We start from the raw sequence: 25,297 nt of genomic DNA, 5'->3' as shown, positions 1-25,297 counted from the left end.
GAAGTAAAGTAAGTGTTGTTTTTACCAATTGTCTATATCATTACGTTCGCCTTTGAAGTTATTTGAGGTCTGATGACGTTGTGCTAACACAGCTTCGACGTCTTCAAATTTAATATTTAAAGCATGTAATAATACGAATAGATGATACATTAAATCTGCAGTTTCATTTGTCACTTCATGACGATCAGACTTCATCGCGCCAATAACAACTTCAAACGATTCCTCGCCAAATTTTTTGGTAATTTTTTCAAGACCTTCATTTAACAAATATTGTGTATATGAGTTCTCTTTATTGGATTGTGCACTTGAAGTTACAGTTTGTTCTAATTGTTGGATATTAAAAGGAACGTCGGTATTAAAGCAACTTTGGCTCCCAGTATGGCAAGTTGGACCATTTGGCACAACATCGATGAGTAGTGTATCTTGATCGCAGTCTAAATGAATATTTTTAACTACTTGCGTGTGTCCAGAAGATTCGCCTTTGGTCCACAAACGTTCTTTAGAGCGAGAATAGAAACAAACAATGCCATCTGCTAAAGTTTTGTTATATGTTGCTTCGTTCATATAGCCAAGCATGAGCACTTGTTTTGTATCAACATCTTGCAAAATTGTTGGTAAGAGTCCTTTACTAAAATCAGGTTGTTGTGTCATCTAATGGGAATACCTCCTTGTGCCATCGTTTGTTTTATTTCATCTACAGTGGTTTCTTTATCGTGTAATATACTTGCCGCAAGACCTGCAGAGACATCTGTTTGTTTAAATAAATCAACAAAGTGATCTGGTTTTCCGCCACCACCTGAAGCAATGACAGGAATATTTACAAGTTGTTCAATGTCATGTAAATGTTTCACATCAAAGCCTTGTTTCATACCATCGTGTCTCATGCTTGTGATGAGTAGTTCACCTGCGCCTAATGCTTCTACTTCTTGGACCCAATCATATACACGCTTATCAGTACGTTGTTTACCACCGTGAGTATAACAATAATAGTCGTTCAGTTCGTCATCATAATTGCTATCAATAGCGATACAAATGCACTGACTTCCAAATTTTTCACTCGCTTGTTTAATGAACTCTGGATTGTTAAGTGCGCTTGAATTCAGTGAAACTTTGTCTGCACCATGATTAAGTAATTGTGAGATATCATCTAAAGTAGCGATCCCGCCGCCAACCGTAAGTGGAATAAATAATTTTTCGGCAGTTTCCTCAATGACATCAAGTACAAGATCATGACCTGCTTCTGTTCGAGAAATATCTAAAAAGACAAGCTCATCTGCACCTTGGTCATTGTAATAAAGTGCATAGTCTACCGGATTACCAATATCTCGTAACCCTTTAAATTGAATCCCTTTAACTACGCGACCATCTTTTACATCTAAACAGGGGATAATTCTCTTTTTAATCATGATAATCCCTCCCAAAAATCAGCATTGTGCGCTGCTTTACCGACGATTGCGAGCATAGACGCCTAGTGATTCTAACTGTGTTAAGTCTTGTTGGTTTCGTATACCACCTGAAGCGACAATTTGTTTGTCAGATGCTTCGACTAATTGTCCTGTTATTTCAAAGTTAGGTCCTTCAAGTCGGCCATCTTTAGAAATGTCTGTATAAATAATGCCACCAAGTGGAAAGTGTTCGATTTTGTTAACTAAATCAAATAGGTCTAGTTGAGCGTCTTGTTCCCAACCATTGATTTTTACATCACGACGATAAGCATCAACAGAAATGTATATACGATTTGGATACTGATTTGCCATTTGTTCTAACCATGCTAAATCTTGAATCCCTTTCGTACCAACAATACAATAATCAATACCGTCATTGAAATATGCTTCTATTGTGTCGATGCTTCTAATACCACCACCAACTTCCATTGGTTTGTCAGTAAGTTGTCTTAACTCTTTTATATAATTTCTTTCAATAGATGATTGCTGTTTTGCGCCGATTAAATCGACAATGTGAATACGATCAACACACTTAAACTGGTTATAAAATTTGATGCTTTCTTCAGCGCTACGTGGCATTTTTTCTTCTGAATCATATTTACCTTCAGTTAGTCGCACACTTGTAGCATTGATTAAATCAATTGCCGGCCAGAGTTTAATCATAATAAGAAACCGCCTTTCAATGCTTGGTTGAGTATTGCTAATCCATCGGCTCCACTTTTTTCTGGATGAAATTGAATGCCGATATAGTGTTTATATTGAACAATTGCTGGAATGGGATCACCGTATTCAGCGAAAGCTACAACATGTTCAGACATTTCAGCTTGATATGAATGTACGAAGTATACATCTTGTGCCAATTGAGGGTGGTTGCTGATTAAATTATTCCAGCCTAAATGTGGTACAGGATAGGGTGTTTGAATCGGAACAATATTTCCCGGGAAAAGTTTTAAACCTTCGACATTTCCTTCTGCACTCCAATCGTATAAGAGTTGCATGCCAAGACAGATGCCTATAATCGGTTTATCTGTAATTGACTGTAACACTGTTGCTAAACCACGTGTTTGAATCGCTTGCATGGCATCTTTAAAATGACCAACACCAGGTAATATGATCATATCTGAAGCTTCAATTTCATTTTGCTCATCTGTCAGTATCGTTTCATAGCCCAAATGTTCCACCGCACGTTGTACATTTTTAATATTTCCTAGACCGTAGTCTATGATAGCAATCATTCAATCACACCCTTAGAAGAGGGTATGCCTTCTGAATCATTACTTGCTAAAGCTTCTTTTAGTGCACGGGCGAATGATTTGAATATGCCTTCGATTTCGTGGTGTGTATTACCGCCACGTAATAAATCAATATGTGTTGTTAATCGTGCGTTAATCACTAATGCACGAAAGAATTCATCTACAAGTTCCGTATCAAAAGTACCTACTTTTTCTTTACTTAATTGTGCATTAAATGATAAATATGGACGACCACTGATATCTACAACTGAGCGCGCAAGTGTTTCATCCATAGGAATATAGCTTACACCATAGCGTTGAAAGCTTTTGCGTTCTTTAACTAATTCTAATAATAATTGACCAAGCACAATACCAATATCTTCGGTTACATGGTGATCATCGACTTCCGTATCACCGTTTGCTTCTATTATAATTGATAATTTGCTGTGGAAAGTAAAGAGGGTGAGCATATGATCTAGAAACCCCACACCAGTATCAATCTTACTTGAACGCTGATCGTCTGCGAGAGAAATACTTAGTTGGGTTTCGGCGGTGTTACGTGTTTTTTGATAAATCATATTGAGACCTCCAATTTTTAATGATTGCGATTAATTCATCTAATTGTTCATCTGTAGCTATAGAATAACGAACATAATCAGCCATTTCGTTTTCGTCATAGACTCTAGGTAGGAAACCGTGCGCTTTAATAAATGCGCCTAAACTTTGTGCTCGCAGTTCCCTTTGTTAAAACAAAGTTAGTCGAGGAAGGAAATACGACCATGATATCTGATACTAAATCATCAAACATATTGCGTAATTTCATAGCAAGTTGTCTTTGATGATTTATAAAATTGTTAAGCATTTCTGTATGTTCAAACATATATAAAGCAATATGCAAAGTAATTGTATTTAATGGATAAGGGTGCTCAATCCTTTTAATTTCTTGAATTGTTTCGGGCGTACTAATCAGCATGCCTAATCTTAATCCAGCCGATGCCAAAGGCTTTTGAAAGTGTACGCATTTGTAAAATGTGCGGCTGCATCTCTATTTGATAAGTATTACCAAAATCTAAATAGGCCTCATCTATGATGAAATAGCCGCCTAATGTTTCCATCTTATCCCCAATTGCTTTTAAGAACGTCTGGGTATATTGCTTACCTGACGGATTGTGTGGATTACTCATGATAAAGAACGCGGGCTGAACTTCATCTATACGTTGCAAAATATGCTCTAAATCGAATGATAAATCTGGCTCAGCATTCACAAATTCAATTGGACGATCGACTTGATAGGCATAGGCTTGATACATGAAAAAATCTGGATTCAATGTGAGTACTGGACCTTCTGGCATAATCAGCATTAACTTTTGAATTAATTCATCAGAACCATTACCTGCAATAATTTGTTTAGCTGAAAGGTTATAATAATTTGCATAAGCTGTTTTAAAGCGCTCATATTCGTCATCTGGATAGAAATTAAATGGTGCTTCTTGAATAATTGTTGCCAATTGTGAATCGGATAATGGACGAAGTGGACTTTCATTTTTGTTAATTCTAATCATCATGTGGCTCCTTTGGTGATCTAATTTCTATAGATTGTTCATGGTTATAAAGTTGTTCAATATGAGCAAGCTTACGTGCAGAGCCTTCAATTTTCTCAAAAGTAGATTCAGATAGATCAATCACAGAATGACGTGTTAAAAAGTCATTGACGGATAAACCATTGGTAAATCTCGCAGTTTGATTGGTCGGTAATACATGACTTGGACCCGCTACATAATCACCTATTACTTCTGGAGAATAATGTCCTAAGAATAGTGCGCCTACATAACGCACGTGATTTAGGTAATCACGTGGTGAAGCTGTTTGAATTGATGCGTGTTCTGGCGCGATTTGATTCATTAAATCACAGGCTTCATTAAAATTATCTACTGAAATTAAAAAATGATTGTTTGCTAGGCTTGCTTGAACGATAGGTTGACGTTCAATTTGACTTAAAGTTTGTTGAATGCGTTGTTTGAGTTGTTGTAATAAGTCTTTATTTTCACTAATCACAAACGTTCTCGCAAGTTCATCATGTTCTGCTTGAGCAAATACATCGTAAGTTACAGCATCTAAATCAGCCGTTTCATCTATAATTAGGGCGATTTCGCTTGGACCAGCAATTTGATCGATACCTACTTGACCAAAGAGATATTTTTTGGCGTAGGCAACATACTGATTGCCTGGACCTACAATTTTATCTACTTTAGGTATTGTTTCTGTACCATAAGCAAGCGCCGCGATGCTTTGTGCGCCACCGACCTGGAATACCCTATCGACACCTGCAATATAGCAAGCTGCTAAAACAATATCAGGTAATCCTTGAGTTTGTGGAGGTGTGACAACAAAAATATTTTTAACACCAGCTACTTTAGCTAATGTAACAGTCATTAACACAGTAGAAGGATAGCTTGCTTTACCACCGGGCACGTATACACCGACACGTTCTAATGGATGATACAATTCATAACATTCATTAGAACCTTGTTGTTCCGTGGATTTAATAGATGTTTGATAAGCTTTGATACGTGAGTGACTTTGTTGAAGTGCGTCACGTAATGCATCGTCAATGCGACTATAAGTCGCTTCTAAAGTTTCATAAGGAATTTCAAGTTCTGATGTCTCCACATGATCAAGTTGTTGGTTATAAGCTTTTAAAGCTTGATCACCTTGAAGTTTTACATTGTCACAAATATCCTTAACTAGAGGATATAATGCTTCATTTAATGCGGATTGATTTAAATAGTTCTCTAAAAATGTAGCTTTATTTATAATCAATGAGAGACACCTCCAATGTTTGTATAAAATCATCTATCTCGGTTGATTTTTTAAAATAAGATTGCTTATTTGTAATTAATTTAGCATTAATGTTTTTAATTGTATCTTTTTCAACTAACCCATTTGATTTTAAAGTTGTACCTGTTTGAACGATATCTACAATGCCATCAACCATATCGACTAAACATGCTAACTCGATAGAACCAGATAGTTTTACTAATTCTACGTCTAATCCTTGGGCTTCAAAATATTTTCTGGCCGTTTTAGTATAAGATGTAGCTACCTTCGTAAAAGTTGTTGTATCGGGTTTCGCCGCTAATGCAAAGTGGCAAGCACCAAAAGGCAAATCAAGTAAATTATTGATTGTGTAATTACCTTCTTCTAGGATGTCACTACCTACGATGCCTACATCTGCAACGCCCTGTTCGACATAAATAGGTACATCGCTTCCTTTAACTAAAACAAATTGGATTTCTCCTACAGAGATGAGTAACTGACGCTCTCTCTGTTCCAATGCGCGTACAAGTTCTTGTTCATCTACTTCATTCAAATAAGCAATGAAACTTTTTAGTAATCTTCCTTTTGCTAAAGCTACAGTAAGCATGATGTTCTCTCCTTTTTAATTAAAGTATAAACCCAAGTCCAAAGCCTTCTAACTCACCTTTGTAAAAACCACCTGTAAGTTGTTGTGCTTTATTATTTTTAAGATGACATCTCATAAAAGCACCTTTGTAATAAGAACGCGGTGGTTGTGGGGTGATATCTAAGTGAATATCAGTTATGTGTTGAGATTTAAACCACTGTTCCCATCGAAGTAATGCTTGTATTGTACGATGATCATGTGGGAATAACTGACTTAATAAATCAAGTTGTTCTGTTGTCTTAGTAGTAAGTAATTGAACTACCGGGTGCGCTATACCTAATTGAGATGTAAGTTCTGAAATATTGCGTTCCTGTATGAGTTTCAATACCTCTTTGGTTTGTTCTTTAGGAGATAGAAGTAAATCTATCAGTTGATAATGACCTAAAATCACAAAATCAATATCATCATTTAAAGTTGTTTTGATATAGTCATAAAAAGTGATGAAGTCATTTTGCATATCTGTAATGGTTGGATTGTAATGTTCGATACCTAACTGAGTATAGACTTCATTATCACGAACAATAGGGCCGGTGTACGCGACACTTTGATATTGTGGTGGATAATTACTGTAATAACGTAATAATTGATCGGTAAAATCATTGCGTAATGCAAAGATATGATGGTCATGTTGCCAGAAACTGCGCTCAGTCATTTGCTGTAAATCGTCTGTAGTCAGTGTTCGCCACGACAGTGATTCGATAAAACTGAAATCTACAAGTTTGAATCCAGCTTGTTCAAAATGTTTTAAAAACGCTAATTCAAATTCTTTGTTATTAATAAGTGTTGTTGTATTCATAATATGACCATCCTTTGTCTTTTTACTTTGTCACTCTACCGAACTAAAGTGGATTGATAAAGAATACTTTAACATAGTTATTTTTTAAATTCAATAAATATTCTGAAAATAGATATTTGATTTAAATGAGATAACTAAAAGTTTCTTATTAAAAAATGGGAGAAAATGATTAAAAAGGAGCGGGAATATGATGAAATCGAACTTTGATTTCATATTCCCGCTTCCAATTATCTAACTAAATAGTGATCAGCTATTTTAAATTAAACTCTGACCATAGATGACGTATTTCATCATTTCTTCTTTTGGTACCATGTTTCCACCTGTAGCCCACACGATGTGGTTGGCATTTTCTATATGAATCCCTTTGTTTTTAGCGTGTTTTGTAGCTTCAGCAATGCCAACAAAACCTGAAGCGGCAGATGGTTCGATAAAGATATCTTCTTTTTCACTTAACATATATAAGTAGCGATACATTTGCTTATCCTCAACTGTAAATGTGCCATATAAAAGTGTATTCATGATTTGACCGACTAAGCGGGAAGGGCGTGACACAGCAAGTCCATCGGCATCGGTACGTCCGTCTAATCCAATATCAGTCACTGAAATTTCATCGTGCAATTGCGTCATCATGCCAAGTAACATACAAGGTGCATGGGTTGGTTCGGCAAAAATACAATAAACGTGTTCACCAAAGACTTTTTTCAATCCAAAAGCAACACCACCAGGTCCGCCACCAACGCCACACGGTAAATAGACAAAAAGAGGGTGGTCAGCATCTACTTGAATATTTTGACGCTCTAATTGTGTTCTTAGGCGTAATGCGGCTACAGTATAACCTAAAAATAAATCAGCAGAACCTTCATCATCAACAAAGTGACAAGATGCATCATGTTCTGCACTTTTTCTACCCTCAGCAACAGCAAATTGGTAATCAGATTGATGTTCCACGACTTCTACACCACGCGCACGTAGTAAGTCTTTTTTCCATTGACGGGCATCACTAGACATGTGTACAGTAACACTGAAACCAAGTTTGGCACTCATTATACCTATACTTAAACCTAAGTTGCCAGTTGAGCCAACAGAAACATTATATTTACTGAACAATTCTTTATAATGTGGTTCATCTAGAATACGATAATCATCTGTCCATTTGAGACCACCATGTTCCATTGCTATCGTTTCAGCCAGCTTAAGGACTTCATAAATACCACCTCGAGCTTTGATAGAACCTGAGATAGCAAGATGGCTATCGCATTTAAGCCATAACTTCCCGTTAGCTCCATATTGTTCCGTTTGAGAAAGGTGGTTGTGCATAAAGGGTATGGGCTTTAATGGTGATTCAATTAACCCATGATCTTTCTCTGTTTCAGGAAATACTTTGCGTATATAATTACTAAATCGTTCGAGACGTAATGCTTGCGTCCTCCATATCTTCTATTGAAAATGGCAGTGTTTCAACTTGACGAAATTTGGGATTTTCCCAAAAGATAGGTTTATATTGTTGCATATCATTAATTAAAGGGAAATTTTGTTTTAATTTTTTTAATTCAAGCATAAAAATCCTCCTATAATACGAAATCTTTCATTTATTAATTATAGCAAAAATAGTGTGTTAAAATGCGAATGATACGAATGATATCATTTGATGCGTCGTTTTAAAAAATATCAAATCAATTATCAACTAGAGCGTAAATAGGAGCGATAACAATGAAAGTGTTTATATTTGGTGCGAATTGTTATTTAGGTAGTCAATTAATTAAGAAATTACAAAAGCATCATGAAGTTTATACAAATAACAATATTGCGCATTTGAATAGTGGTTTTATGGCAACAAATGTATTCCAAACTTATGAATTGCAACGTACTTTAAAACAAATGCATCATATTATATATATAACGAATAAAGCGGCGCTTCCCAATGCATATTTACAAGGGCATTCGCATAGTATGCATGTGTGGGCTATTGAAAATATATTACAGACCTTACCTTCATATAGTGACAAGAAGATTCACATATTAAACGTGGAAAAAAGTATAATAATCATTTTAAAAATTTATTTGATTCGCAAAACGTCAAAGTAATCGATATGTCAGCATCTAAAGTTATAAACAAAATAGGTAAATGCTCAAGACCTATGCAAAATAAATATAAAAAAGTCTATTCATTTCAACATATGTTACTTACAAAAGAAATCAATGCAATACAACTTGTTGGTATGTATGAACAATATTTAAAAGAATGTAGTTTAGGATGGATTAGAATTAAGCAAACAGAGCAACGTTTTGAAATTAGCTTGAAGTTTCTTCCATATCCATTAATAAAAATGGAAAAAGCATACAGCTCACCAACCAATTTCATTTTAAAAGTAACAGGCGGTTTACTAGTAAGTACAAAAGGAGAAAAAAATGGGATGCTCGAATTTAGAACGTCAAGCATCGAGTTATAGATGTGTGATTGGTTTGAACCATTATGAACCCGCATTGCCTTGGCTAGTATATTTATTATCACAAGCTCCGATACACAAGTGGGTGATGTCTAAACTTTATAATTATGTGTGGAAGCACTATTAATATATAATGGCTAGCGCTATTGTATGGCAAAAAACATAATAAATAGCGCTTCGGGTGCTCACTTTTAAACGGAGCATTCAGCGCTATATTTAATGTAGTGGATTATTTTTTGAAGGTGCGACGTATTTTAGAGAACCAACCTTGAGGTGAATTGGCTGATACAACATGAGGTTGTGGTCGCGATACTTCATCTTGAAGTTGTTGACCATAATTCACCGCTTCCTTCATTAAATAAGCTTGAGAGTTCAATGGTGACAAGTTATTTTGGATGTAATGATAACGTCCATGTGCGTCTTGAAAACGTCCTTTTTGATTATCAGATAGCTGAAGGTTCATATAATCTAATAAACGTTTGGCAATGACTTTGTCTTCAACAGGAAATAAGATTTCTACACGTTTAATCATGTTACGTGTCATGGCATCTGCTGAAGATAGATAGATTTTTTCATCTCCATTATTGTGGAAATAGTAAATGCGTGAATGTTCTAAAAAGCGACCCACGATACTCACGACTTCTATATTTTCACTAATACCCGGAATACCTGGTTTGAGACAGCAAATACCACGAATAATAAGTTGAACTTTTACGCCGGCGCAAGAGGCTTCAAATAATTTAAGAATAATATCTTTATCTGTTAAAGAGTTCATCTTCATTATAATATTGCCGTTACCATGTTCGTGATGTGTTTGAATTTCATTGTCTATGCGTGCTAAGAAGACATCTCTAATATCAAATGGCGCAACGATGAGTTTATTGTAAACAGGTTTGACTGAATACCCACTAAGATAATTGAAAAAGTTTAGAGCATCTTCAGCAATTGCATCGTTGGTAGTAATTAAGCCCATATCTGTATATAATTTAGCCGTTTTATCATTATAGTTTCCGGTTCCTAGATGAATAAAGGAAGTGAGTTTATTATTGATACGTTTGACTACAAGGGCAATTTTACTATGCGTTTTTAAATGGGTCATCCCATATATAACGTGACAGCCAAGCATCTTCTAACATTCTTGCCCAATGCACATTATTTTCTTCATCAAAACGTGCTTTTAACTCAACAAGTACGGTAACTTGTTTCCCATTTTCAGCAGCCGTTTTCAAGCTATTAATAATAGGAGAATCTTTACTTACACGATAAAGCGTTTGTTTAATAGCAATTGTGTCTGGATCTTCAGCGGCTTCACGTATAAAGTCGACAATAGGTTCAAACGATTCGAAAGGATGATGGAAGAATATATCTTTTTTTAACGATAAATCAAATACATTATGATTACCTAAAGACTGTGGTGTCTGTGGCACGTACTTTTTGTATTTTAAGTGTTTCAATTTATTAGATAAGTGATCAACTAAATTAGATAGCATCGTTAAATCTAACGGCCCGTCTACGAAATAAACCTCATCATCATGTACTTCTACTTGGTTCATAATCCACACAATGTCTTCATGTGTAGCGAATCGGCCATCTACTTCTAAACGTACAGCAGTGCCACGTTTACGCTCCTTTAAAAACCTTTCAATTTCAATGAGGAGGTCTTCCGCACCGTCTTCATGTATAGTTAAATCAGCATTTCGAGTAATTCTAAACGTAAAAGTATTTAATACTTCATATCCACTAAATAAATCATTGATAAAATGCGTAATGATGTCTTCAACCATAATAATGAATTGCGTATCGCCTTTATTTAATGAATAAAACCTTGGTATTAAGGAAGGTATTTGAACAATTGCAGAGTTAATGGCATCTTCAGTATCTATATCAACAAAGATATTCAGGCTTTTATTATTTAGTTTTGGGAATGGATGATAGGCATCTATTCCTAATGGCGTTAACGTTGGTAAAATGCCCGTTTTGAATTCTGATTGTAATTGAGATAATAACGATTCAGGTAATTCATCTGGTTGAACAATTTCAACTTTATGTTGGCGTAAATCTTCTACCAATTCGTTATAACGCTTATATTGTAAGTCAACATTTTGTTTATTTTTGATATTGATTTGATTAAGTTGTTGTTTTGGTGTTAATTGGGCTTTGTTTTCTGGTTTGTCATAACCCATTTTGACTTGGTCTTGTAACCTGACTACACGTACCATAAAGAATTCATCTAAATTCGAACTAAATATCGAAACAAAATTAAGTTGTTCAAGCAATGGATTGTTTTTATCACTTGCTTCTTGTAATACGCGATAGTTAAAATCTAACCAACTGAGTTCTCTATTATTAAAGTATTGTGGTAGGTTCAAATCTTTTGCTCCCAAATTTCTATGCATAACTCTAATTACACCTCGTTGTAGTCTGAATATTGGATTTTGCTACGTATAACTTATCATATAAATTTTAAGATTTTGTAAAGATGATAGATAGGTCATCTTTTAAGATTTTTTCAATATGTTTTTTCTGCCTCAAGGATTGATATTCTTCAGCGATAGGCTCACCGTTGTAGTATACATATAAGGTGTAACCATCATCATTTTGTTGTAATTCTACTTGCTCTACAGAACTCGTATGAGACACATTAAGCGCATTAACAAACTTGATAATACCGCCTAAGCATTGGATGTTATCTAGTTCTTTACCGCGCAACCACTTTGTTTCATGACTAAAGAATTTTAATAACGACTTATTTTTAAAACTAGCAAGTAAAGCGAGTTTCACTCGATCTTCGTGTGGAAAACCATCAATCATTGAATTCGCGATAATATAATAAGTGTGCGGTGAGCTTGAATCAGCATCAATAAATCTCCCTAAGTAATACAAAAAAGAACCCTCGGCAAATAGTTCGTTTTCTTTTTGAGTGACCTCTAATTTTTTAAAGCCTATTAATTGTTCTAATAATGTTTGTGCTAACTTCACACGTTGTTTTGCACTTGTTTCCTCAATACGATATTCATTAGCTAAATGGTATAACGCGTCTTTACGAATATTCTCTTTTCTAAATTCTTCAGGATGACGTTCAGAAATTAATTTCATCGCATAACCTTCACGCAGTCCTTTTCGAGAAAAAGTGAATTGCTTCGCGTTAATTCTATTAAATAATGACTTGAAGACAGCTACTGCGGGTAGAATAATGTCTACACGATCTCTACTTAGACCATCTATATCTTTTAAATCATCATATGAACTTTTTTTAATGATTGAGTAGACTTCATCAATATGCGCTTCAGTCATTGCATAGTTGTGAACCCCGCCGATAGGATATGAGTGTTCAGATTGATGAATGCGCGCGACATTACGTGCAGAACCCCCAATACCAACTAAAGTAACTTCTTGATTTTTTAACCAAGAAAGTTGCTCAAATTGTTTAACTAAAAACTTTTCCATATTTTTGATTGCTGATTTATCATTATGGTCTTTACCCTCAAAGAATCGATGGGACAAAGTAACGACACCAAATGGAAAACTATGCGAATCTATTAGTTTTTTATCTTTAAAAAGTGTAACTTCTGTAGAGCCACCACCGATATCGATAGATACGCCGTCATTAACGTCAGTAGTATGTGTAATAGCGTAGAAACCATAAAATGCTTCTTCTTGTTCTGAAATAACTTTAATGTTGATGTTAAGTGTTTTCTTGATATGTTCTATAATCTGATCTTGGTTGATAGATTGTCTAATGGCCGCAGTTGCTACCGGATGTAATTCATCTATATTAAACTTGTCAGCAACCTTTTTAAAACTGCGCAATGCTTTAGTTAATACTTCAATACCGTCATCATTCATGGCCAAATCTTCAGTTAAATATTGGCTTAATCTTGCCGGTGTTTTGATATTTAATATTTCATTTAATCCTGTTTTATGATCAAATTCAAAAATAACGAGTCGAATGGTATTTGAACCAATATCTATTAATCCTATACGTTCCATAATTTCCTCCTAAGTAAATGAGGTTATTTTACTTTACTTGTACTGTATTTACCCTTTTCTTACTTATATATTACAACATTTATAAAAAAATGTGATCTATAATTTTAATATTACTTAATAAAAGTATAACTACACTTTGGTTATTTCAGAGATTAGTGTGGTTGAAAGTAAAGAGACAGACACGGAAATGATTCCTACGTGTCTGTCTCTATTTTAATAACTTATTTTACATGTAAAGGGCCACCTGGGCCAAGCGGCCAACCTAATAAATACCAAGCAATCATGAATAATGGCCACACGATACTTAATATAATTGTATAGGGCATTAGACTAGATAATAAAGAACCTAATTTCATATCATTATCATATTTTTGTGCATAAGATAATAGCAATGGCAAGTAGGGCATCATAGGTGTAATTGGGTTACTAATGGAATCACCAATTCTATACAGCATTTGAGTCAATGCTGGATGGAAACCTACAATGATAAGCATCGGTATGAAAATAGGTGCTAAAATACCCCATTTGGCAGATGCACTACCAATCAATAAATTAATCAGTGCACTTAATAAGATAATACCTAGGATAAGCACAACGCCGTTCTGACCTTGAAGTATTGAAGCACCTTTAACGGCAACGATAATGCCTAGGTTACTCCACTCTAAAAAGGCAAGTAACTGAGCTGCAAAAAACACAATGACAATAAAAGAACCCATAGATGACATTGAATCAGCTAACATTTTTCCTAAGTCTTTAGAACTTTTAAATTCTTTTACCATAATGCCATAAACTAAACCAGGAACTAAAAATAATACTAAAATAATTAGGCCGACGCCGTTAATGATAGGTGCATCATTCAGTAAACTACCTGTGTTAGCATTCCTCAGAAAACTTTGTTGCGGTATAGCTAAAATGATAAGCAATATAATTAATACAAAAAAGCTGATATTAGCCCAAAAGACGGCACGGTTTTCTTGGGGTGTGAGTTTTGAATTAGAATCATCTGCTTGAATAGCTGAATTAGAATCATCAAATTTACCTAATCTAGGAATGACAAAACGCATAGTAACCCAATATACGGAAGGCAATAAGACGAGCACACTTGCTGCAATAAAGTACCAGTTCATTGCTACGTTGACATGCACACTATCAGAAACAATACTTGTAGCTGGTTTTGTAAATGCATAAAGCAATGCGTCTGACATACCAATCATGACATTTGCAGAGAATCCGCCAAGTGCAGATGCGTAAGCCATTGCTAAACCTGCAATAGGGTGGTAGCCCAATTTAATAAAGACCATAGCTGCTAATGGGGGTAACACAATCGGCGCTGCATCACCAGCAGCATTGCCTAAAATACCTATAATAATAATGACCGGCACAATGAAATGCTTAGGTGCCTTATGTACGACTTGAATCATTAATTTATCGAAGTAACCTGTTTTTTCTGCTACGCCAATACCAAGCATGACTGCAAGGACAAGACCTAATGCCGGAAATTCTGAAAAGTTTTTTATGGCGTCATTCAGAATCATCGATAGTCCATCTTTACTTAAAATACTTTTGATTGCGATGGTATCGCCTGTGCCCGGATGTTTTACGGAAATCTGAAACAATGATACAACCCAAGTAAGTATTGCGAGTCCTACACACATTAAGAAAAATAAAATGCTAGGGTCAGGTAATCTGTTTCCAACTTTTTCTACAATATTCAAAAATCTATTTATTAGCGTTGGCTTATCTTTAGTATTCGAAACCATCATAACGACCTCCCTAATAAGTTATCGGTAGTATAACAAATTAAGAATAAAAATAGAATAAATATTCTGAAAACTTTATAATTTTCAAATTTTAAATATATATTTCATATATGAACGTTCGTGTATTTATTTAAAAATTTCATTTGAAAAGTATAAAAAAAGAGAGGGGATAGAAAATCAACTTTTGATTTCTGTCCCGCTCCCGTATAGCTTATATAAATTCACACTATGTTTGTTGTAAAGTTATATTTGAATACTGTGTCTCAGTTAACTCGTAGCTTACCAAATGATTTGATCAACCACATCGTCATTAAGAGATTTAATAATTTCTGTAACTAAGGCTACTGAATTTTTGTAATCATCCGTGTGTAACACAGAAACATTGGAATGCATGTAACGTAATGCGACGCCAATAGCGACAGTTGGTATCCCTTCATTCGCTACATGAATACTTCCTGCGTCTGTGCCGCCGCCAGCAGTAGTGTCTAATTGAATCGTAATATTATGTTTTTTAGCCACTGCTTTAATATGTTTCATAAAACCAACATGACCAATATTAGATCCATCCATTAAAATAACAACAGGACCATTACCAATTGCTGTATCACTTACTTGACCAGACATTCCAGGTGTATCATATGCGACAGCAACGTCTACAGCTATAGCTAAGTCAGGTTTAATCTTGTTGGCAGCTACTTTAGCACCACGAAGACCAACTTCTTCTTGAACATTGGCACCTGAGACAAGATTGATGTCAATCGTCTCGTTCTTAAGGTTTTGTAATACATCTACTGCAAGTGCACAGCCGTAACGGTTATCAAAAGCTTTTGCAGTTAAATATTTATTATTCGCTAATGCTTCGAATTCACTATAGGGTGTGACCATATTACCTAATTCAATACCGAATTGTTGTGCTTCTTTTTTACTTTTAACTCCAATATCAATAAACATTTCTTTCATATCAACGTTTTTTTTGCGTTCTTCCGGTGATAATACATGTGGCGGTTTTGAACCGATAATACCTCTGATTTTTCTACCGTCATCTGTAGTTACCGTTACTTTTTGAGAGAGCATGACTTGGTTCCACCGACCACCAATAGGGGTGAATTTTAGGAAACCGTCATTATCTATTTTAGTCACCATAAAGCCGATTTCATCTAAGTGACCAGCAACCATTAATGTTTTATTACTTGTAGTGGCAGTCTTTTTACCGAAAACACCGCCTAGATTGTCTTCTATGATTTCATCGCTTACTTGTGTTAAATATTCGTGCATTAAAGATTTAACTGCCATTTCGTGGCCTGCAATACCATCAACATCTGTTAGAGATTTTAATAACTTCACTGAATTGTTCATATAATGCCTCCCATTAAAATTGATAACTTTATTTTAACATGAAGTATGCGATTACATAGCATTTTGACTGTAAGGGGGGATTAAGCAGTGAGAAAAGCCGTTAGTTTATTTGAAAAATAAAAATCCCTACTAAATCACTCAGACTAAAAGTGTGCATAAAAAGAATAAGCATGTTTCAATATAAATATAGACAAAGTGGAGGGATTTTATATGACAGAAGTTCAACATCTTACATTAGGTTCATCAAATGCACCTGTTAAAGTGGAATCATTTATAAATTTGGCTTGCCCATATTGTAAAAATTATTTTAAAGCCGCAGATCAATCATTAAAACCACTGATAGAGCAGGGGAAAGTACAACATGTAATTAAGCATTTTGATAAAACGAAGCAAGGATTATTAAAAGGTACGGTTGCAAATATTCATTTAGATTATCAAAATACTGATGAAACACTAGAAATTATACGTAAATTGTATGACACTCAAAAAGAATGGTCAGTTGATTTTGCTACTATAGAAGAAAAAATGCAAGCAAGAGTTTAACTTATCACCTCAGAAAGAAGCTGATGAACGCGCTTTAGCGATTACTGAAGAAGCATTTAGTCGTGGAATCAAAGGCATACCAACAGTATTCATAAATGATAAGAAATTTGAGTTCAATCCATTAGAAGATGCGCAAAGTACAATAGAAACAAAACTAACGCAACAAATAAATGAAGCAAGTCATTAGAAAAAAGCTCTATTACTTTGAAAAGCAGTTTAATTGCTTTTAAGGAATAGAGCTCTCTTTATGTCATCGATGTTGATCAATCAGCTTCAATTTATAGTCTCGTATAGATTGGATTCCGCCATCTTTATTTTTAATAATAAGATGGTCTTTGGATATTTGAGTAGGTGATTCAACACCAACCGCAGCAGCCTATATTAAATAACCCTTCATGTAAGCTTGTTACAAAATTAGTGACACGATATTTTTTCTCATCGATAATCAGTCCTCTTTCAAGTTTAGGATCCGTAGTAGCTACACCTACTGGACAAGTATTCATATGACATTGTTGACTCATTATACAGCCGACACTAATCATCATGCCACGTGCCACGTTCACTAAGTCTGCGCCAAGTCCTAAAGCGATTGCGATTTTATCCGGTGTGATAAGCTTTCCGGATGCGAAGATTTTAACACGATCACGAATGCCATGCTTTTCAAGCAATGAAGTTACAATAGGCAAAGCCGTAAATAAAGGTAAACCAACACCATCTTGCAATTCTTGGAAAGTTGCACCAGTGCCGCCTTCACCGCCGTCAACAGTTATGAAGCTAGGATATTGATTTGTCTCAACCATAGTTTGTACAAGTTTTTCTACTTCTGAAACTTTGCTTACAACAATTTTAAAGCCAACTGGTTTTTGAGCTTGTTGCTTGAGCTGAGTCACCCAATTAAGTAAAGCTTTTGGACTATCAATGTTATCGAAGCGGTTAGGTGAATTAATGGTTTTCCATGGTTCAACCATACGTATATTTGCAATTTCTTCTGTTACTTTATTACCTTGCATATGACCACCACGCGTTTTGGCACCTTGAGCGAGTTTTATTTCAAAAGCTCTAATCTTATCTCTATGTGCTAACTCAAGAAAAGCATCTATATCAAATACGCCTGTTTTATCACGTACGCCGAATAATCCTGGTCCAATTTGAAAGATGAGATCTACGTCTCCAGAAAGATGGTGCTCTGATAAGCCACCTTCGCCGGTATTCATCCAAGTACCTGCTTGACCAAGTCCTTTAGACAGTGCAGTGATTGCATTACTACCTAATGCACCATAACTCATACCAGATTGGCCAACTAAGCGCTTAGGTTTGAATGGATGCTTAAGTTCTGCACCTAAAGTGATGCGGTTTTCTTCTGATATATAGTAAGGATTAAGTTCAGCTTGAATTTTATGTTCATCACGATTGAACAGACGTTCATTATCGATTTCATAGATAAAAGAAGAAATCATAGGTGACTGATCAATGTGTAATTCTGATGTTTGTAAAGGAAACATTGTATTTTGTAAATAAAACCCATCTTCGTAATCTTCTTGCGTACCAAAACTCGTCATTCTAGAATTATATTTTCCAGCTAATACGATGTTAGTAAAATCATTTCTGGAAAATGGTTTACCTTTCGTATCCGCTAAGAATAAATATTGACGGAGTTCAGGACCAATTTTTTCTCCAAAATAACGAACACGTGCAAGTAATGGGTAATTACGTAATACACTATGTTGCTTTTGGTGCTTATCTTTAAATAGTAAAAATCCCCCAACAATTAGTACACTTAATAAAATTAGCACTAAGATGATATTTACGATGAATTGTAATATTGTCAAAATCGTCATGTAACATCCCTCCCCATTTATATATATATATATATATTACAACAAAATGCGCTTTTTACAATATGATAACTACTATAAAGTTAGGCTGGCCAATATACTAGTGTTGAGGATAGATACCGAATAAATATATTATAAAATGTATATAAGTAATTTAAATCATGGTATATTCGTTGTATACAATGATAAGGAAGGTGTCATATGGCTCAACAGTCAACTCAAGAGATCAAAAAAACACACAATGAAAAAAATATATGGAACAAGGACAAGATTGTAAAAAAAGATTTTTGGCTATTTCCTATATATATTGTTGCGAGTAATATAGTTCCTATTATTTTCTTTGTTTTAATATATGGAATATATTCTATTATTGATATAAAAAATGAATCATTTGTTACTGATGAAAATATATTAATCATGGGCGCAGTCATTGCAGAAATAATTATTCTATATAGCTTTTATGCAATGCATAGAAAAGATAGAATGATATCAATTGCAATGAATAGATTTAAAAAAGTGCCTCGATATCTATTGATGATTATTGGTGCATATCTATTAATTTTAATTTTAAATTCAACATACGCTTGGTTAATGGAATTTTTGCCTAAGTCATTACAATATAATGAAACACAAAATCAAATGTTCTTAGAAGAAATGTTCTCTGATAACAGGATGTTACCATTTTTGTTTATTGATATTGTGATTTTAACGCCTATTATTGAAGAACTATTATTTAGGCATTTAATCATCCATGAACTAGGCAAAAAAATTACATATGGTTTTGCCACAGTCCTGTCAATTATACTTTTTGCAGGTGTTCATGTGATTGGTGCTACATCTCCATTTGAGATAGGGTCCTATATTATTATCGCGATGGGGATTGCTTTTGTTTATTTAAAGAGTGGTATGAATTTAGCGCTGGCTATAACGTTACATGCTGTAAATAATTTAATTTCATTCATAGCTATTGTTTTTATGAAATAAAAAATAAGTAAATGAAATTTGATGAGCGACATATTAATTATTAGGTGAACGCCTTAACCAAACTCATTGTGAGAAAAGACTATTAAAATAATAGATTTAGGGAATAAGTAATATCAAATGATTCATATTTTAAGGAGGACAGATGATGTTAGAAGTTAAAAATGTTTCTTACAAAATAGACAATAGATACATCATCGATAATATCAATTTGAAGATAGAAAAGGGAGATACAATTGCTATTATAGGGCCTTCTGGAAGCGGTAAAAGTACATTGTTACGATTGCTTAATAATTTAATTAGCCCAACGCATGGTGAAATATATTTTAACGGCAAAGCTTATGAACAAATTAAACCTGAGTCATTACGTATGGACATTAGTTATTTATTACAAGAAAGTGATTTATTTGATCTTACAATTGGTGATAACATGGCGTTTCCTGCTGTAGTTCGAGAGGACAAATTTGACCGTAAAAGAGCTAAGAAGTTATTAAAAGCTGTTGGCTTAGGTCACTATAATTTTAATACAAGTGTAGAGCATCTATCAGGTGGAGAAAGACAGCGTATTACAATTGCTAGACAATTAATGTATAAACCTCAAATACTATTGTTAGATGAAGCTACAAGTGCATTGGATACGCAAAATAGTGAGAAAGTAGAAGACCTCATTTTCAAGTTTGCCGCTGAAGGTGTTGCGATTTTATGGATTACTCATAGTACGAATCAGAGTATTAAACATTTTCAAAAAAGAATCCGAATTGTTGATGGCAAAATAGACAAACAGGAGGATTTATAATGAGCACAACAGCTTTAGTGTTAACAGGGTTACTCCTAATCTTTCCTATGATTGTATCTTATAAAGAAAAATTACATATTATTAAAGATTTACTCGTAGCAACAACACGGGCTGTCGTTCAACTTGTTATTTTAGGATATCTTTTGCATTTTATCTTTGATGTAAACCAAAAATGGTTGCTCCTATTATTTGTACTAATTATTATTATTAATGCTTCTTGGAATACAATCAGTAGAGCATCGCCAGTGATGCATCATGTGTTTTGGATATCTTTTGCAGCAATATTTATTGGTGTTGCATTACCATTAGCAGGCGTCATTATCACAGGTGCTATTCAGTTCAAGCCTAATGAAGTCATTCCGATTGCGGGTATGCTTGGGAGTAATGGTCTGATTGCTATTAATTTAGCCTATCAGAATTTAGATAGAGAATTTGTTAAAGAGATGAGTAGGATTGAAGCTAAATTAGCGTTAGGTGCTACACCGAAACTCTCTTCTAAAACGACAATACGAGAAAGTGTAAAGACAGCAATTGTACCAACAATAGATTCAGTTAAAACATATGGGATTGTATCTATACCTGGTATGATGACAGGGTTAATTATTGGTGGTGTTGATCCATTAGAAGCTGTGAAATTTCAATTGATGGTCGTGTTTATTCATACAACAGCAACAATCATGTCAGCACTAATTGCTACATACTTAAGTTACAAACAATTCTTTAACCATCGCAATCAACTGATAGGACGTCACTTACACGCGAAACAACGCTAATTTTATAGAAGAAATTCAGTCAGGGAGCATCTAAAATAGGATGCTCCCTTTATTCATTGTTGCTTTTAACTTTATGAGCTAATTAATGAATATTGCAGTAATTTGTGAATTGTTAAATGATATTTATAAGTCAGAGATTGAACTAAGTAAATGTATTCAAACCTGTTGACGAATGGTTTATAATATAGTGGTTATGTAAAAATTGCAACGAAATGAAAGAAAGGAGTGAAACGTATGTCAGCTATGCGAATTACAACCTTTATTTTAAGTATATTTATCGTAGGTATGGTTGAAATGATGGTTGCTGGGATTATGAATTTAATGAGTAATGATTTAGGTGTTTCTGAAGCAATTATTGGTCAGTTAGTAACTTTATATGCAATTACCTTTGCTATTGCAGGACCAATCTTGGTTAAAGTCACAAATCGTTTTTCACCAAGACCAGTTTTATTATGGGCATTAGTAATGTTTATGTTAGGAAACGTAATTATTGCAGTTGCACCTGATTTTACTATTTTAGTATTTGGACGTATTTTATCTTCAGCAACTGCAGCTTTAATTGTAGTGAAGATACTAGCATTAACTGCTTTATTAACGGCACCTCAACATCGTGGGAAAATGATAGGTATCGTTTATTCGGGTTTTAGTGGTGCTAACGTATTCGGTGTGCCGATTGGAACAATTATTGGTGACTTAGTTGGTTGGAGATTTACATTTCTATTTATAGTGGCTGTAAGTATACTTGTTGGTATTCTTATGTACTTTTATGTACCTGATCCAGAGTTTAAAGCTTCTACAACAAGTACAAGTAGTCAAAAACGTGGCAGCAGTTATTCTAAAATCTTAAGACCTGCAGAAATTACAAAATATTTAGGGATTACATTCCTATTATTAGTAGCGAATTCCGTTACATTTATCTACATTAATCCGTTAATGTTGTCTAGTGGTCATGATTTATCATTTGTCTCTATAGCATTATTAATCAATGGTATAGCAGGTGTGATAGGAACTTCGATGGGCGGAGTACTATCAGATAAATTAACAAGTAAGCGCTGGTTAACGATTGCAACTTCAATATTTATTCTTATGATGTTAATCTTGAATGTTTTCTTACCAGGTACTGGCTTGCTATTAATGGTCATCTTCATTTGGAACATCATGCAATGGAGTACAAATCCGGCAGTTCAAAGCGGTATCATCGAACACGTTGACGGTGATACGAGTCAAGTTATGAGTTGGAATATGTCGAGCTTAAATGCTGGTATTGGTATCGGTGGTATCATCGGTGGCTTGGTTGTTTCGAAAATAGATGTTTTAGCTGTAACTTACTTTAGTGGTGCCATTGCTTTAGTAGCACTCATATTGGTTATAAGTTTAAAAAACGTAGCAAAATATAATAAAGCATAGGTAACATTAATTCAGAGCATCAAAAATTGTTGATTAGCTCACAAAAATTAGTGATAAAGAAGCTTTAGTTATAAGTAAATTAAGATTTAATTTTAAGTAGAAAACAGAATTTTGGGAAGTCAAATATTAATGAGGACGGACACATGTTGATTGAAAAAATTGATGTCATGTGTCCGTCCTCATTTTTATTAAGTTATAGATTATTAGAAACGTTGATTTGTTTTTCGGGGGAATGCTTAGAATTTAGTTGTATTTCACTAATGTTTAAATGCGCTTTTTTATTTGAGAAATGAGCAATAAAAGCTGAGATAATAATATATATAAAGGTACCTATGATATAACCTAATTTTAAATCTGAAATGAGCAAATAAGATTGGCATAGCAAGACTATAATTGCACATATAGCTATTGTCACCAGAATAGGATAAGGGACTTTAAATGGGGACTGTTTATATGCTTCGGGATATTTTTTGGGTAATTGTGTCACAGCTAAGGCTGGAAATGCAAATACGATGAGAGAGATGCCTGTACCAAGTTGTGCAACAACATCTAAAGACATACCTGTAATAATAGGCAATGCACCAATAATGTAAAAGATAAGTAATAGCCAATGAGGTGTACCAAAACGTTTGTTTACTTTACCTAAATATTTAGGTAAATAACCATCATGAATTGCCACTAATAAACTTTTTGTTACCCAAGTAAAAGTCGAATTAAGTGTTGTTGCTAAAGCAAACATTGCGCCACCCACCATGAAGAAGATAAATGCCGGGGTTGGTAATACTTCTTTTGCGACACTCGTTAAAGGTCTACCTGCTACTTCTGGAATAGGTAATACACCTACTGCAATTGAGGCAATAAATGCGTATAATAATCCGACAAATATAGTAGCAACAATAATAACAATTGGAATGTCCCTTTTAGGGTTTTTCATTTCTCCACCAAGTTCAGCAACCACTTGAGCACCTCCTGTCGCAAAAGAAACAAGGCCTACAGCAGTAAAGAAGCCGGTGAAACCATCTGGGAGCATAGATTTCGTATTAAATACACCAAAGTTAACATGTGGAACACCAAATATGATAAAGCAAGACAAAGCCACTATTAAAGTGACTACCATGATATTTCCAATAATAGAGGCAGATTTAATACCAACGATATTTACGATAAATAAAATAGTTAATAATGAGAAGGCGACAGCCCTAACCGGTACTCCAGGGAAAAGACCTTCTAAATATTGTGCGAATGACAATGCATATAATGACAACGTAATCTGCAAAAAGATAAATAATAGTAACCAAAAAATGCCTGTCTTTGGAGACAATAAACGACTAGTGTATTGATACATTCCGCCAGTAGTAGGTAATGTCGAACCTAATATTGCGATTGGGAGCATCGTAAGTAAGGTGATGAGGGCAGATAAAATAAATGCAGGTGTTATGCCGCTACCAGTCATCTGTATACCAATTCCAGTCAGTGACATGACACCAAGCACCTATGATTTGCCCGATAGCTATACCCAGGACGTCAGTTAAGCCTAGTACTTTTTTTAAATTTGTTGCTTGTTGCATTAAAATCACCTCTAAATTCTATGTAATAGTCTAAATAATAAAAAAATCATAACATAACAAACATTTAATTCATAGTACATCAATCGGAAAACTTGGTATAAATGTTAAAAAGATTAAATATAGATAAAATTAATCATTTCATAGTAGAATAAAGATAAATAAATTAATTAAAAAAGAGGTGCAATTTTTATGACTAATGAACACGATCATATTAAAGTAAATGCATTTATTGATAGATTAAAACAATGGCAAGATGAATTTAAAATAATGCGTGAAATTATTAGAGAAACTGAATTAGTAGAAGATTACAAATGGATGCATCCTTGTTACACGTTAGACAATAAAAATGTTGTGATTATTCAAGATTTTAAACATTATTGCGCGTTACTTTTTGAAAAAGGATCTATCATGGAAGACCCATACCAATCACTTATCCAACAAACGAAAAATGTCCAAGCCGCAAGACAGTTGCGCTTTGAAAGTCTAGACGAAATTGAAAAACGAAGAGATGAAATTAAATGGTATGTTGAAGAAGCAATAAGAATTGAAAAATCAGATAAGCAAGTGCCAATGAAAAAAACAGCAGATTATGAAATGCCGGAAGAACTACAAATAAAATTAAATGACAGCGCTGAACTTGAAGAAGCATTTTATAATTTAACACCTGGTAGACAAAGACAATACATGTTCCATATAGGACAAGCTAAAAGAGCGACAACACGTGAAAAACGCGTTGAAAAATATGTGGATCATATTTTAGAGGGTAAGGGTATAGATGATAAATAATATAGACTTGAACTTGATATTAAAAGAACGAAGTAAGTTTACAAAGTAGCAACTTAATTTAAGTAAACTGAAAAAAGTGTAGAATGATTTTTAAGAGGTATTCATATTTATTTCAAATA

17 protein-coding genes and 7 pseudogenes are annotated in these 25,297 nt (G+C 34.3%); 8 read left to right on the top strand and 16 right to left on the bottom strand.

The window, feature by feature from the left end; genetic code table 11:
* Positions 1-21: 21 nt before the first annotated feature.
* From hisIE to ABLV95_RS09720, 10 genes and pseudogenes are all read right to left on the bottom strand, one after another.
* Positions 22-651 (bottom strand): bifunctional phosphoribosyl-AMP cyclohydrolase/phosphoribosyl-ATP diphosphatase HisIE, encoded by a 630-nt coding sequence (gene hisIE, locus ABLV95_RS09765; RefSeq protein ID WP_460875482.1) that lies wholly within the window; start codon positions 649-651, stop codon positions 22-24.
* The gene (hisF, locus tag ABLV95_RS09760; RefSeq protein WP_427706440.1) at positions 648-1,406 is read right to left on the bottom strand and encodes an imidazole glycerol phosphate synthase subunit HisF; all 759 of its coding nucleotides are present in this window, start codon (positions 1,404-1,406) and stop codon (positions 648-650) included. Before hisF ends, hisIE begins: the two co-directional genes overlap by 4 nt.
* Positions 1,403-2,108 (bottom strand): annotated as a pseudogene (gene hisA / locus ABLV95_RS09755) (1-(5-phosphoribosyl)-5-((5-phosphoribosylamino)methylideneamino)imidazole-4-carboxamide isomerase). The gene hisF and the pseudogene hisA overlap by 4 nt, the downstream one beginning before the upstream one ends.
* Entirely contained in the window at positions 2,105-2,680 is a 576-nt protein-coding gene (hisH, locus tag ABLV95_RS09750) for an imidazole glycerol phosphate synthase subunit HisH (protein ID WP_427706442.1), read from the bottom strand. Before hisH ends, hisA begins: the two are co-directional and overlap by 4 nt.
* Positions 2,677-3,255, bottom strand: coding sequence for an imidazoleglycerol-phosphate dehydratase HisB (gene hisB, locus ABLV95_RS09745; RefSeq protein ID WP_069817060.1), 579 nt, complete (start codon positions 3,253-3,255; stop codon positions 2,677-2,679). The genes hisH and hisB overlap by 4 nt, the downstream gene beginning before the upstream one ends.
* Positions 3,233-4,239: pseudogene (locus tag ABLV95_RS09740) on the bottom strand (pyridoxal phosphate-dependent aminotransferase). Before ABLV95_RS09740 ends, hisB begins: the two are co-directional and overlap by 23 nt.
* Positions 4,232-5,494 carry a histidinol dehydrogenase gene (gene hisD, locus ABLV95_RS09735; protein ID WP_460872849.1) on the bottom strand — a complete coding sequence of 421 codons (1,263 nt, stop codon included), beginning with the start codon at positions 5,492-5,494 and terminating at the stop codon, positions 4,232-4,234. The pseudogene ABLV95_RS09740 and the gene hisD overlap by 8 nt, the downstream one beginning before the upstream one ends.
* Positions 5,484-6,101, bottom strand: a complete 618-nt coding sequence (gene hisG, locus ABLV95_RS09730) for an ATP phosphoribosyltransferase (protein WP_069817054.1) — start codon at positions 6,099-6,101, stop codon at positions 5,484-5,486. The genes hisD and hisG overlap by 11 nt, the downstream gene beginning before the upstream one ends.
* 19 nt (positions 6,102-6,120) lie before the next feature.
* A complete protein-coding gene (locus ABLV95_RS09725; protein WP_069817053.1) occupies positions 6,121-6,936 on the bottom strand; it encodes an ATP phosphoribosyltransferase regulatory subunit in 816 nt (271 codons plus the stop codon).
* A gap of 255 nt (positions 6,937-7,191) precedes the next feature.
* Positions 7,192-8,494: pseudogene (locus tag ABLV95_RS09720) on the bottom strand (D-serine ammonia-lyase).
* 152 nt (positions 8,495-8,646) lie between these two features.
* Here ABLV95_RS09720 and ABLV95_RS09715 point away from each other — a divergent pair.
* Entirely contained in the window at positions 8,647-9,021 is a 375-nt protein-coding gene (locus tag ABLV95_RS09715; RefSeq protein ID WP_460875480.1) for a hypothetical protein, read from the top strand.
* Between the two features lie 5 nt (positions 9,022-9,026).
* Positions 9,027-9,386, top strand: coding sequence for a hypothetical protein (locus ABLV95_RS09710; protein WP_460875478.1), 360 nt, complete (start codon positions 9,027-9,029; stop codon positions 9,384-9,386).
* Between the two features lie 226 nt (positions 9,387-9,612).
* On the opposite strand, the pseudogene ABLV95_RS09705 reads toward ABLV95_RS09710, so the two are convergent.
* The 4 genes and pseudogenes from ABLV95_RS09705 to ABLV95_RS09690 all read right to left on the bottom strand — a co-directional run bounded on the left by ABLV95_RS09705 (position 9,613) and on the right by ABLV95_RS09690 (position 16,489).
* A pseudogene (locus ABLV95_RS09705) lies at positions 9,613-11,779 on the bottom strand (RNA degradosome polyphosphate kinase).
* Between the two features lie 67 nt (positions 11,780-11,846).
* Positions 11,847-13,376 (bottom strand): exopolyphosphatase, encoded by a 1,530-nt coding sequence (ppx, locus tag ABLV95_RS09700; RefSeq protein ID WP_427707042.1) that lies wholly within the window; start codon positions 13,374-13,376, stop codon positions 11,847-11,849.
* 218 nt (positions 13,377-13,594) lie between these two features.
* Positions 13,595-15,133 (bottom strand): AbgT family transporter, encoded by a 1,539-nt coding sequence (locus ABLV95_RS09695; RefSeq protein ID WP_427707044.1) that lies wholly within the window; start codon positions 15,131-15,133, stop codon positions 13,595-13,597.
* A 279-nt stretch (positions 15,134-15,412) separates the two neighbouring features.
* On the bottom strand, positions 15,413-16,489 hold the full coding sequence (locus tag ABLV95_RS09690) for a M42 family metallopeptidase (protein WP_460875476.1): 1,077 nt from the start codon (positions 16,487-16,489) through the stop codon (positions 15,413-15,415).
* A 210-nt stretch (positions 16,490-16,699) separates the two neighbouring features.
* On the opposite strand from ABLV95_RS09690, the pseudogene ABLV95_RS09685 reads away from it, so the two are divergent.
* Positions 16,700-17,219: pseudogene (locus ABLV95_RS09685) on the top strand (thioredoxin domain-containing protein).
* A 63-nt stretch (positions 17,220-17,282) separates the two neighbouring features.
* Here the strand turns inward: ABLV95_RS09685 and ABLV95_RS09680 are convergent.
* Positions 17,283-18,870: pseudogene (locus ABLV95_RS09680) on the bottom strand (FMN-binding glutamate synthase family protein).
* A 198-nt stretch (positions 18,871-19,068) separates the two neighbouring features.
* Here ABLV95_RS09680 and ABLV95_RS09675 point away from each other — a divergent pair.
* The 4 genes from ABLV95_RS09675 (at position 19,069) to ABLV95_RS09660 (ending at position 22,824) form a co-directional block, all read left to right on the top strand.
* Positions 19,069-19,851 carry a CPBP family intramembrane glutamic endopeptidase gene (locus tag ABLV95_RS09675; protein WP_427706456.1) on the top strand — a complete coding sequence of 261 codons (783 nt, stop codon included), beginning with the start codon at positions 19,069-19,071 and terminating at the stop codon, positions 19,849-19,851.
* A 142-nt stretch (positions 19,852-19,993) separates the two neighbouring features.
* Positions 19,994-20,644 (top strand): ABC transporter ATP-binding protein, encoded by a 651-nt coding sequence (locus ABLV95_RS09670; RefSeq protein WP_427706458.1) that lies wholly within the window; start codon positions 19,994-19,996, stop codon positions 20,642-20,644.
* Positions 20,644-21,417 carry an ABC transporter permease gene (locus ABLV95_RS09665; RefSeq protein ID WP_069817030.1) on the top strand — a complete coding sequence of 258 codons (774 nt, stop codon included), beginning with the start codon at positions 20,644-20,646 and terminating at the stop codon, positions 21,415-21,417. Before ABLV95_RS09670 ends, ABLV95_RS09665 begins: the two co-directional genes overlap by 1 nt.
* A gap of 234 nt (positions 21,418-21,651) precedes the next feature.
* On the top strand, positions 21,652-22,824 hold the full coding sequence (locus ABLV95_RS09660) for an MFS transporter (RefSeq protein ID WP_460875473.1): 1,173 nt from the start codon (positions 21,652-21,654) through the stop codon (positions 22,822-22,824).
* A 193-nt stretch (positions 22,825-23,017) separates the two neighbouring features.
* On the opposite strand, the pseudogene ABLV95_RS09655 reads toward ABLV95_RS09660, so the two are convergent.
* Positions 23,018-24,392 (bottom strand): annotated as a pseudogene (locus ABLV95_RS09655) (APC family permease).
* Between the two features lie 189 nt (positions 24,393-24,581).
* Between ABLV95_RS09655 and ABLV95_RS09650 the strand changes: the two are divergent.
* Positions 24,582-25,178, top strand: a complete 597-nt coding sequence (locus tag ABLV95_RS09650) for a YdeI/OmpD-associated family protein (protein WP_427706462.1) — start codon at positions 24,582-24,584, stop codon at positions 25,176-25,178.
* The last annotated feature ends 119 nt before the right edge of the window (positions 25,179-25,297 follow it).

The organism is Staphylococcus sp. Mo2-1 (assembly GCF_046721385.1).
In the GTDB taxonomy this organism is placed as follows: Bacteria; Bacillota; Bacilli; order Staphylococcales; family Staphylococcaceae; genus Staphylococcus; species Staphylococcus equorum_A.
The sequence above is the reverse complement of the archived record's forward strand: the minus strand, read 5'-3'. Positions and strand labels throughout refer to the sequence as shown.

Bases quoted from the DNA above. Each gene is read 5' to 3' on its own strand.
- hisIE (WP_460875482.1), bottom strand. From the start codon at position 651: ATGACACAACAACCTGATTTTAGTAAAGGACTCTTACCAACAATTTTG.
- hisF (WP_427706440.1), bottom strand. From the start codon at position 1,406: ATGATTAAAAAGAGAATTATCCCCTGTTTAGATGTAAAAGATGGTCGC.
- hisH (WP_427706442.1), bottom strand. From the start codon at position 2,680: ATGATTGCTATCATAGACTACGGTCTAGGAAATATTAAAAATGTACAA.
- hisB (WP_069817060.1), bottom strand. From the start codon at position 3,255: ATGATTTATCAAAAAACACGTAACACCGCCGAAACCCAACTAAGTATT.
- hisG (WP_069817054.1), bottom strand. From the start codon at position 6,101: ATGCTTACTGTAGCTTTAGCAAAAGGAAGATTACTAAAAAGTTTCATT.
- ABLV95_RS09725 (WP_069817053.1), bottom strand. From the start codon at position 6,936: ATGAATACAACAACACTTATTAATAACAAAGAATTTGAATTAGCGTTT.
- ABLV95_RS09715 (WP_460875480.1), top strand. From the start codon at position 8,647: ATGAAAGTGTTTATATTTGGTGCGAATTGTTATTTAGGTAGTCAATTA.
- ABLV95_RS09710 (WP_460875478.1), top strand. From the start codon at position 9,027: ATGTCAGCATCTAAAGTTATAAACAAAATAGGTAAATGCTCAAGACCT.
- ABLV95_RS09695 (WP_427707044.1), bottom strand. From the start codon at position 15,133: ATGGTTTCGAATACTAAAGATAAGCCAACGCTAATAAATAGATTTTTG.
- ABLV95_RS09690 (WP_460875476.1), bottom strand. From the start codon at position 16,489: ATGAACAATTCAGTGAAGTTATTAAAATCTCTAACAGATGTTGATGGT.
- ABLV95_RS09675 (WP_427706456.1), top strand. From the start codon at position 19,069: ATGGCTCAACAGTCAACTCAAGAGATCAAAAAAACACACAATGAAAAA.
- ABLV95_RS09670 (WP_427706458.1), top strand. From the start codon at position 19,994: ATGATGTTAGAAGTTAAAAATGTTTCTTACAAAATAGACAATAGATAC.
- ABLV95_RS09665 (WP_069817030.1), top strand. From the start codon at position 20,644: ATGAGCACAACAGCTTTAGTGTTAACAGGGTTACTCCTAATCTTTCCT.
- ABLV95_RS09660 (WP_460875473.1), top strand. From the start codon at position 21,652: ATGTCAGCTATGCGAATTACAACCTTTATTTTAAGTATATTTATCGTA.
- ABLV95_RS09650 (WP_427706462.1), top strand. From the start codon at position 24,582: ATGACTAATGAACACGATCATATTAAAGTAAATGCATTTATTGATAGA.